The 7,314-nt window shown below is 64.9% G+C and carries 7 protein-coding genes and 1 pseudogene; 4 read left to right on the forward strand and 4 right to left on the reverse strand.

Annotation, left to right across the window (positions count from 1 at the left end; translation table 11 throughout):
- Together JHD07_RS27740 and JHD07_RS27745 are read right to left on the reverse strand one after the other, a co-directional pair.
- The coding region (locus JHD07_RS27740) for a molybdopterin-dependent oxidoreductase (RefSeq protein ID WP_291627850.1) at positions 1 to 1,690 on the reverse strand (1,690 nt) is incomplete at its 3' end.
- 464 nt (positions 1,691 to 2,154) lie between these two features.
- Positions 2,155 to 2,349 (reverse strand): hypothetical protein, encoded by a 195-nt coding sequence (locus tag JHD07_RS27745; RefSeq protein ID WP_291627852.1) that lies wholly within the window; start codon positions 2,347 to 2,349, stop codon positions 2,155 to 2,157.
- 86 nt (positions 2,350 to 2,435) lie between these two features.
- Here JHD07_RS27745 and JHD07_RS27750 point away from each other — a divergent pair, with 86 nt between their 5' ends.
- Entirely contained in the window at positions 2,436 to 2,951 is a 516-nt protein-coding gene (locus JHD07_RS27750; RefSeq protein WP_291627854.1) for a ferritin-like domain-containing protein, read from the forward strand.
- A gap of 72 nt (positions 2,952 to 3,023) precedes the next feature.
- Here the strand turns inward: JHD07_RS27750 and JHD07_RS27755 are convergent, their stop codons facing one another.
- Positions 3,024 to 3,881, reverse strand: coding sequence for an SDR family oxidoreductase (locus JHD07_RS27755; protein ID WP_291627855.1), 858 nt, complete (start codon positions 3,879 to 3,881; stop codon positions 3,024 to 3,026).
- 199 nt (positions 3,882 to 4,080) lie between these two features.
- On the opposite strand from JHD07_RS27755, the gene JHD07_RS27760 reads away from it, so the two are divergent.
- Positions 4,081 to 5,031, forward strand: a complete 951-nt coding sequence (locus JHD07_RS27760) for a DMT family transporter (protein WP_291627857.1) — start codon at positions 4,081 to 4,083, stop codon at positions 5,029 to 5,031.
- A 30-nt stretch (positions 5,032 to 5,061) separates the two neighbouring features.
- On the opposite strand, the gene modD is transcribed toward JHD07_RS27760, so the two are convergent.
- Positions 5,062 to 5,979 (reverse strand): ModD protein, encoded by a 918-nt coding sequence (gene modD, locus JHD07_RS27765; protein WP_291627859.1) that lies wholly within the window; start codon positions 5,977 to 5,979, stop codon positions 5,062 to 5,064.
- 235 nt (positions 5,980 to 6,214) lie between these two features.
- Between modD and modA the strand changes: the two genes are divergently transcribed.
- Both modA and JHD07_RS27775 read left to right on the forward strand, forming a co-directional pair.
- Positions 6,215 to 6,967 (forward strand): molybdate ABC transporter substrate-binding protein, encoded by a 753-nt coding sequence (gene modA / locus JHD07_RS27770; protein WP_291627861.1) that lies wholly within the window; start codon positions 6,215 to 6,217, stop codon positions 6,965 to 6,967.
- A 5-nt stretch (positions 6,968 to 6,972) separates the two neighbouring features.
- A pseudogene (locus tag JHD07_RS27775) lies at positions 6,973 to 7,314 on the forward strand (molybdate ABC transporter permease subunit); the annotation flags it as partial.

Below are 7,314 nucleotides of genomic sequence, written 5' to 3' on the forward strand. Positions count from 1 at the left end.
CCCAGAAAGCGTCGAAATCAGGCGCTTCGAGGCCGCGCTTGGCCAGCGAAGCACGGGTCGGCTCGTAGAGATGTCTGAGCCACTCCCGCGACGTGCGCCCCTCGGTGAACGGTTCGCGCGCTCCAAGGCGTTCGGCGAGATCGGCGAAGATGTCGTAGTCGTCGCGCGCGAGCCCGAACGGCTCGGCAATGCGGTGCATGGCGACCATCAGGGGATCATTGGTGGAATAGCCGATGTCCTCGCGCTCCAGTGTCATTGTCGCGGGCAGCACGATATCGGCATGGCGCGCCGTGGCGGTCCAGGCCAGCTCGTGCACGACGAAGGTGTCGAGCTGTGCAACGGCCTTGCGCAGGCGGTTGATGTCCTGGTGATGGTGGAACGGGTTTCCGCCGGCCCAGTAGACCAGACGAATATCCGGATAGGTGCGCGTCTCGCCGTTATAGCGATAGGTGCTGCCGGGATTGAGCAGCATGTCGGCGATGCGCGCCACCGGGATGAAATCCGCAACACCGTTGCGGCCCTGCCCGAGCGTCGGCCCGGGCACGTCGTTGACGCGCCGGCCATAATAGCCGATTGCACCCAGCGAATAGGCGTAGCCGCCGCCGGGAAGGCCGATCTGGCCGAGGGCTGCCGCCAGCACCATGCCCATCCACACCGGCTGCTCGCCATGCTCGGCGCGCTGCAGCGAATGGGAGACGGTGACGAGCGCGCGCTTTCCCGCAAGGCGCCGCGCCAGCTTGCGGATCGTATCCGCCTCGACACCACAGATCGCGCTGGCCCATTCGGCGTGCTTGGCTTGGCCGTCGCTCTCGCCGGTGAGATAGCGCAGGAAGACCGGCCAGCCTTCGGTGTAGCGATCGAGAAAGGCCTGATCGTGCAGGTTCTCGCTGACCAGCGAGTACACGATGCCGAGCATCAGCGCAGTATCGGTCCCGGGGATGCACGTCATCCATTCGGCGCCGGCCTCGACCGGCAGATCGTCGCGCAGCGGGCTGACCAGGATGAACTCGCAGCCGCGCCCGCGCGCAGCTGCCATGGCGCCGCGCTCGACATGCTTGCTGATCGAGCCGCCGGCCACCATGGAGTTCTTCAGCGCCATGCCGCCGAACGCCAGCACGATGTCCGTCTCGGCCGCAATCTGTTCCCAGGTGACGTTGCGCCTGGTGATGTCCTCGTAGCCGGCCAGGATTTGCGGCAGCAGCACCGAGGACGCGCCCGAGGAATAGGAGTTGACGGAGCGCACATAGCCGCCCATCGCGATGTTGAGGAAGCGATGCACCTGGCTCTGGGCGTGATGAAAGCGCCCGGCGCTGGACCAGCCATAGGAGCCGCCGAACACGGCGCCGGGGCCGCGCGTGTCGCGGATGCGGCCAAGCTCGTCGCCGAGCAGATCAAGGGCCTTCTCCCAGCTGACCGGGACGAACTCGTCGCGGCCGCGGCGATGGTCGGGGCCCGGTCCGCGCTCGAGCCAGCCGCGGCGAACCGCCGGCTGGGCGATGCGGGCCTGGTGGCGGAGGGCGCCCGGAAAATTGTCGATGATGCCGTTCGGATCGGGGTCGCCCGCATAGGCCCTGACCTCGAGGCCGGCCGCGCCCTGGCGCGCGGAAAACACGCCCCAATGCGACGTGTGCGGCTTGAAGCCGTCCGACAGGTCGAGACCCCCGTCGGGGAAGCCAATCGTATCGTCCATCATCTGATCCTTGTTCCGGCGCGGGTCATCGAGGGTGGTAATATACCGATCCGCTCCGGCCGTCGTCGAGATCAGCGTTGAGGGAAACGCTTGCCTGCTCCGCGTAAACCAGCCTGAGGGCCGCTGGATACAGCCGACTCTCCGGACGTCCGGCAAGGCTCGAAAATCACCCGCGTGCGCAGCAATCGACCAGAAGATTCCAGATCCGCTGCTGCTCTTCTCTTTTGCGGGTCTCCAGCCCCTTCTCCGGGATCGACCGATCATACGCAACGGTGTGCGCCGGGCGCGGCACGATCCACCGCTCCGAAATCGGATCGTACCATCTTCCGATGTTCATATCTGTCACGCTCACATAGTTGAACAGCGCTCGGCGATGCGCCTCCCGCGGCTCTCATTGAAGCCTGTGCGGCACGCCACCCAATTCACCAATCAGGAGCCCGCACGATCGTTCCTGCCCGCCTGTGTCATCCCGGGCGAGCCGGATGCAGCGTGCGCGGATGCCGATCGTGCAGCAGCCGCGCGAGCTCCTCACGTTCCGTTTCGCGCCCCTTCATCGCGGTCTCGAACAGCGCTTCCTGAATGTCGCGGGGCATGTCACCCCACACGTCCATCGCGGCACGTCCAAGCAGGCCTGCAAGATGCTCCACTCCATCGCTCATTCGGCTCTCCTGATCTCCACACTGGATGGAACAGCGAGGGCCGCACCGCGTTCCACTGCCATCATTGTGAAAAGGAGGCGTCTTTTATGGGTTTCTTCACCAAGGACATCAAAACGATGGAAGACCTGCTGCTGCATGGGCTGCAGGACATCTATTACGCGGAGCAGCAGATCCTGAAGGCGCTGCCGAAGATGATCGAGAAGGCGACCAACAAGGATCTTGTCACCGGGCTGAAGGCGCATTTGGAGGAGACCAACAAGCAGGTCGAGCGCCTCGAGAAGGTGTTCGCGAAGCTCGGCAAGGAGCCGAGCGGCACCAATTGCCCGGCGATCGACGGCCTGATCAAGGAAGCTGACGAGACCGCCGGCGAGATCGAGGACAAGGCGGTGCTGGACGCCGCGATCGTCGCCAACGCGCAGGCGGTGGAGCATTACGAAATGTGCCGTTACGGGACGCTGATCGCCTGGGCCGAAGAACTCGGCCATGACGACATCGTGCGCTTCCTCACGACCAATCTGAACGAAGAGAAGGCGGCCAACACCAAGCTGAACACGGTGGCGCTTCGCAAAGGCGTCAACGCCAAGGCGTCGAACGCCGCGTGATCAAGGCGGACTGACCACTACTGATCAGGACGATGGCGACGTCCAGCGTCGCCATCGTCCTTGCACACACGATCAGATGAACGGCTTGCCACCGGTGACGGCCAGCGTCGCCCCGGAAGTGTAGCTCGAGAGCGGATCGGCCAGCATGACATAGGCGGTTGCGAGCTCCGCCGGCTGGCCGGCGCGCTGCATTGGGACCTGCTTGCCGAAGTTCTTGACCCTGTCCTCCGACATCGTCGAAGGGATCAGCGGCGTCCAGATCGGCCCAGGGGCCACCGCGTTGACCCGGATGCCTTTCGCGGCCAGCATCTGGGCGAGCCCGCCCGTGAAATTCTGGATCGCCCCCTTGGTCGTGGCGTAAGCCAGCAGCGTAGGGTTCGGCATGTCCGAATTCACCGACGCCGTGTTGATGATCGCCCCTCCCGGCGGCATGTGGGGGACGGCGGCCTTGGCCAGATAGAACATGGCGTGGATGTTGGTCTCGAACGTGCGCTGCCACTCCTCGTCGCTGATCTCAGCGATGTCCTCGAAGGTGGCCTGATGAGCGGCGTTGTTAACGAGGATGTCGATGCCGCCGAGTTCCTCGACGGTGCGACGCACGATGGCGCGGCAATGCTCGGGATTGCTGATATCGCCGGAGATGAGGACCACTTTACGTCCCTCCCGCTCCACCAGCGCCTTCACCTCCGCGGCATCCTCGTCCTCGTTCAGATAGGATATGACGATATCGGCGCCTTCACGCGCATAGGCGATCGCGACCGCGCGGCCGATACCGCTGTCTCCGCCCGTGATGACGGCCTTCTTTCCCGCAAGACGCCCGGCGCCCTTGTAACTCTCCTCACCGTGATCCGGCCGGGGTTGCATCGCCCGCGTCGAGCCGGGCATCGGTTGCTGCTGCGCAGGATAAGGCGGCTTTGGATAATCGGTCATGGACAACTCCGGACGGTTGCTGCGCTAACGGAGCGTCGCCGGAAGTGTTCCTGGGCGTTGCTTCCGTCATCGTACAGCGTGGCCGTCCCCCCAGCGATCCGATCCCAGCGGCTTGCGGAACTCTCGGCTGGAAAAACTCCTGGGGATCGCTCACCATGGAGGACCATGTCGCGGAGAGCATCTGGAGTTCGCAGGTGTATTGAGTGCGCTCAGATATCTCAAGCAATCGGACACCGGCTTGTCTCCAGCAACCCCATCGAACGAGCGGATTCTCGGACTCCTGAGCGCAGCCGGCGTATTCTGTATCTGGTCCGGCTTTCTCGTCTTCTCCAGGGCCGGCATGCAATCCGGCCTGACACCCTTCGATCTGACGGCGCTTCGGTTCATGGTCACCGGCGCCCTGGTTCTTCCGTTCGCCAAGGCCTGGTGGCCGCGTCACCTGCCGCTGCGCGCAGTTCTGTCAATGTCGATTTTCGGCCCCGGCGCGGTGTACAGCATCTTGATGTACTTCGGGTTGAAGGGGGCGTCGGCAGCGTATGGGGGAGCGTTCGCCAACGGCTCGCTACCGATCTTCACCATTCTGCTGGGATTGCTTTTCGCGCGGCGCGTGCCGTCCTGGCAGCAACTCGTCGCAGTTTTCATCCTGCTCGTGGGCGCAGTGCTCGTTGCCATTCCGGGCATGCGTGCCGGCGGCAACAACGTGGCGTCGGCCATCGGGTTCTTCCTCGCGGCGTCAGCTGTGCTTTCGATATACTTCGTGGGCGTGAAGCACTGGCAGGTCGAGGCGCGCCAGGCGCTTGTCCTGGTCAGCGTGCCGAACGCGCTACTTTTCCTGCCGGTCTGGTTTTTCTTTCTCCCTTCCACCATGCAGGATGCGCCGTGGCCGACGATCCTGCTTCAGGCCGCTTTCCAGGGCTTGGGCCCCGGTTTCCTGGCGGTCATCCTGTTCTCAATTTCCGTGAGGAGTCTCGGGCCTACGCCCTCGGCCGGTCTGGCTGCGGCGGTACCGGCAAGTGCGACGCTGTTGGCGATTCCGATACTTGGCGAGATTCCAACAACCATCGAGTGGATCGGCATAGCGATTGTCACTGCCGGGCTCGTTCTGCTCCTCGGAGGAGGCCAACCCGAAACCAGGAGCCTGTCCAAATAGCGATGGCGACTCGGAGAGAGGCGGCTCCTGCTAAGTCGGCAACGCAACCGCTGCATCCCCTCTTTGACTGAGCCGCGCACGGCGCCTGCCGTCGTCGGCTGCCGCAATCTGCACCTGCACGTCCCTGGGCTTTGCGAGATAGGGCGCGGAGGTGACCAGGATATCGGCGCCGGCCTGCGCATAGGCCGCGGCATTTGCCGCGTTGACGCCGCCGGCGGCGGCGATGATCGGACGAGCGCGCGTATAGGCCATCGATGCGATGCGCTTGACCAAGGCAGAGATCTCGGCCGGCGAGAACTTCTCGGCCTGAATCACGTCGAAACCGGCGACTGCCGCGGCAAGTGCGGCATCGGCGGTCTTCACCTCGATCACGAGCTTCTTCTCCGGCGCGGCCCGTCGCAGGCGCTCGACCGCCTGAAACAGCGGCAGTTCGCCGAGGAATGCGCGATGCTCGGGGAACACCAGCACGGTTTCCGACAGGCCGAGCCGGTGCATCACGGCACCGCCCGCCTTCACGGCCGCGACCGCAAAGCGCTTGGTGCCCGGCACGTTCTTGCGCGTGCAGGCGACGGGGATGTGAGGCGCCACCGCCCGCGCCGCATCGACGATGGCGCGGGTTTCGCTCGCCACACCCGACCAGATCTCGATTAAGGTCTGCGCCACCTTCCAGCTCCGCAACAGGCCCGCGGCCGGACCCCGCGCCTGAAGGATCGGGGCGCCCTGCTCCAGCGCTGCACCGGATACGGCGAACAGCTCCACCTCGCAGCCGGCGAGCGTGATGATCTCGGCCGCATCCTCGGCGAGCGCCAGAACCATCGGCGTGCGCGCGGCAAACTGCATGACTCCGTCGGCTCCGCCGATCCCAAGCGCCTCCGTGGTGAGATCGCCGTACGGGACGTCGTCCTCCAGCAGGCGTTCGAGCTCGGCACGCGATGCAACAATTGCCATGTCGTGCGTCCCTTCAGTGGTGTCGGCTTGCCGACGGCATTGTCGGAGATCCGACACGGATCATCAGTCCCGCCGCCGGTTAAGGGCGGGAAGCCCCTGCTTTTGGCGCTGTTCCTGCAAGGCGCGCACCAGACTTCGGCCGCTGGTCCGGCATGCCGATTGCTGGGAGCCTTCCAGGCGGCGCCTCGCAGCAATCGGGCTGCACGGAAGCAATTGCCGTCCGCTGGAGTTTGCCATGAAGCTGCTTCGCTCGATCGCCAGTGTCGCAGGACTCCTGCTCGCATGCGCCGAGGCACAGGCCGCGCAGACCAACGTCGCGGTGGCCGCCAACTTCACCGATGCCGCCAAGGAGATCGCCGCCCTCTTCAAGCAGAAGACCGGGCACGAAGCGGTGTTGAGCTTCGGGACGAGCGGGCAATTCTACACCCAGATCACGCAGGGCGCGCCGTTCCAGGTGCTCCTGTCCGCCGACGAGTCACGGCCAAAAAAGCTCATCGAGGACGGTCTTGCGGCGGCAGACAGCCGTTTCACCTACGCGATCGGCAAGCTCGTGCTGTGGAGCAAGTCACCCGGTGTCGTCACCGGCGAGGAAACGCTGAGGGCGGCGTCCTTTGCCAAGCTCTCGATCTGCAATCCGGCCGCTGCGCCTTACGGTCTCGCCGCCGTGGAAACGATGCAGTCATTGGGACTCTACGAGACGCTGAAACCGAAGCTGGTGGAGGGTGCGACCATTACCCAGGCCTATCAGTTCGTCGAGACGGGGAATGCCGAGGTCGGGTTCGTGGCGCTCTCGCAACTGACCGGCAGCGAAGCCGGTTCGCGCTGGGTGGTGCCGCAGACGCTCTATCATCCGATCCGGCAGGATGCGGTGCTGCTGAAGACGGGCGCCGGCAACGAGGCTGCGCGTGCGTTCATCGGCTTCCTCAGGGGACCGGAGGCGCGCGCCATCATCGAGAAGTACGGCTACTTGCCGGATGAGCAGAGCTGACCCGCATGGAGACCCTGACGGCGGAGATCCGACAGTCGATTTTGCTGACGCTTGAGCTCGCCGCGATCTCGACCGCGATCCTGTTGGTGCTGGCGACGCCGCTGGCCTGGTGGCTGGCGCGCGCCAAGGGCTGGTGGACCGAGATCATCGCGAGCGTGGTTGCGCTGCCCCTGGTGCTTCCGCCGACCGTGCTCGGCTTCTATCTGCTGGTGCTGCTCGGCCCGGACGGGCCGGGTGGATGGATCGCAAGCCTGGGGGGCCGGCGTACACTCGCCTTCACGTTCGAAGGCTTGGTCATCGGCTCGGTGGTGTATTCGATGCCGTTCGTGGTGCAGCCCATCCGCAAT

It is taken from the genome of Bradyrhizobium sp. (assembly GCF_016462955.1).
Lineage (GTDB): Bacteria > Pseudomonadota > Alphaproteobacteria > Rhizobiales > Xanthobacteraceae > Bradyrhizobium.

What these genes read in the sequence shown, in the direction of transcription:
- modD (WP_291627859.1), bottom strand. Translation starts at nt 5,979, where the DNA reads ATGGCAATTGTTGCATCGCGTGCCGAGCTCGAACGCCTGCTGGAGGAC.
- JHD07_RS27755 (WP_291627855.1), bottom strand. Translation starts at nt 3,881, where the DNA reads ATGACCGATTATCCAAAGCCGCCTTATCCTGCGCAGCAGCAACCGATG.
- modA (WP_291627861.1), top strand. Translation starts at nt 6,215, where the DNA reads ATGAAGCTGCTTCGCTCGATCGCCAGTGTCGCAGGACTCCTGCTCGCA.
- JHD07_RS27750 (WP_291627854.1), top strand. Translation starts at nt 2,436, where the DNA reads ATGGGTTTCTTCACCAAGGACATCAAAACGATGGAAGACCTGCTGCTG.
- JHD07_RS27745 (WP_291627852.1), bottom strand. Translation starts at nt 2,349, where the DNA reads ATGAGCGATGGAGTGGAGCATCTTGCAGGCCTGCTTGGACGTGCCGCG.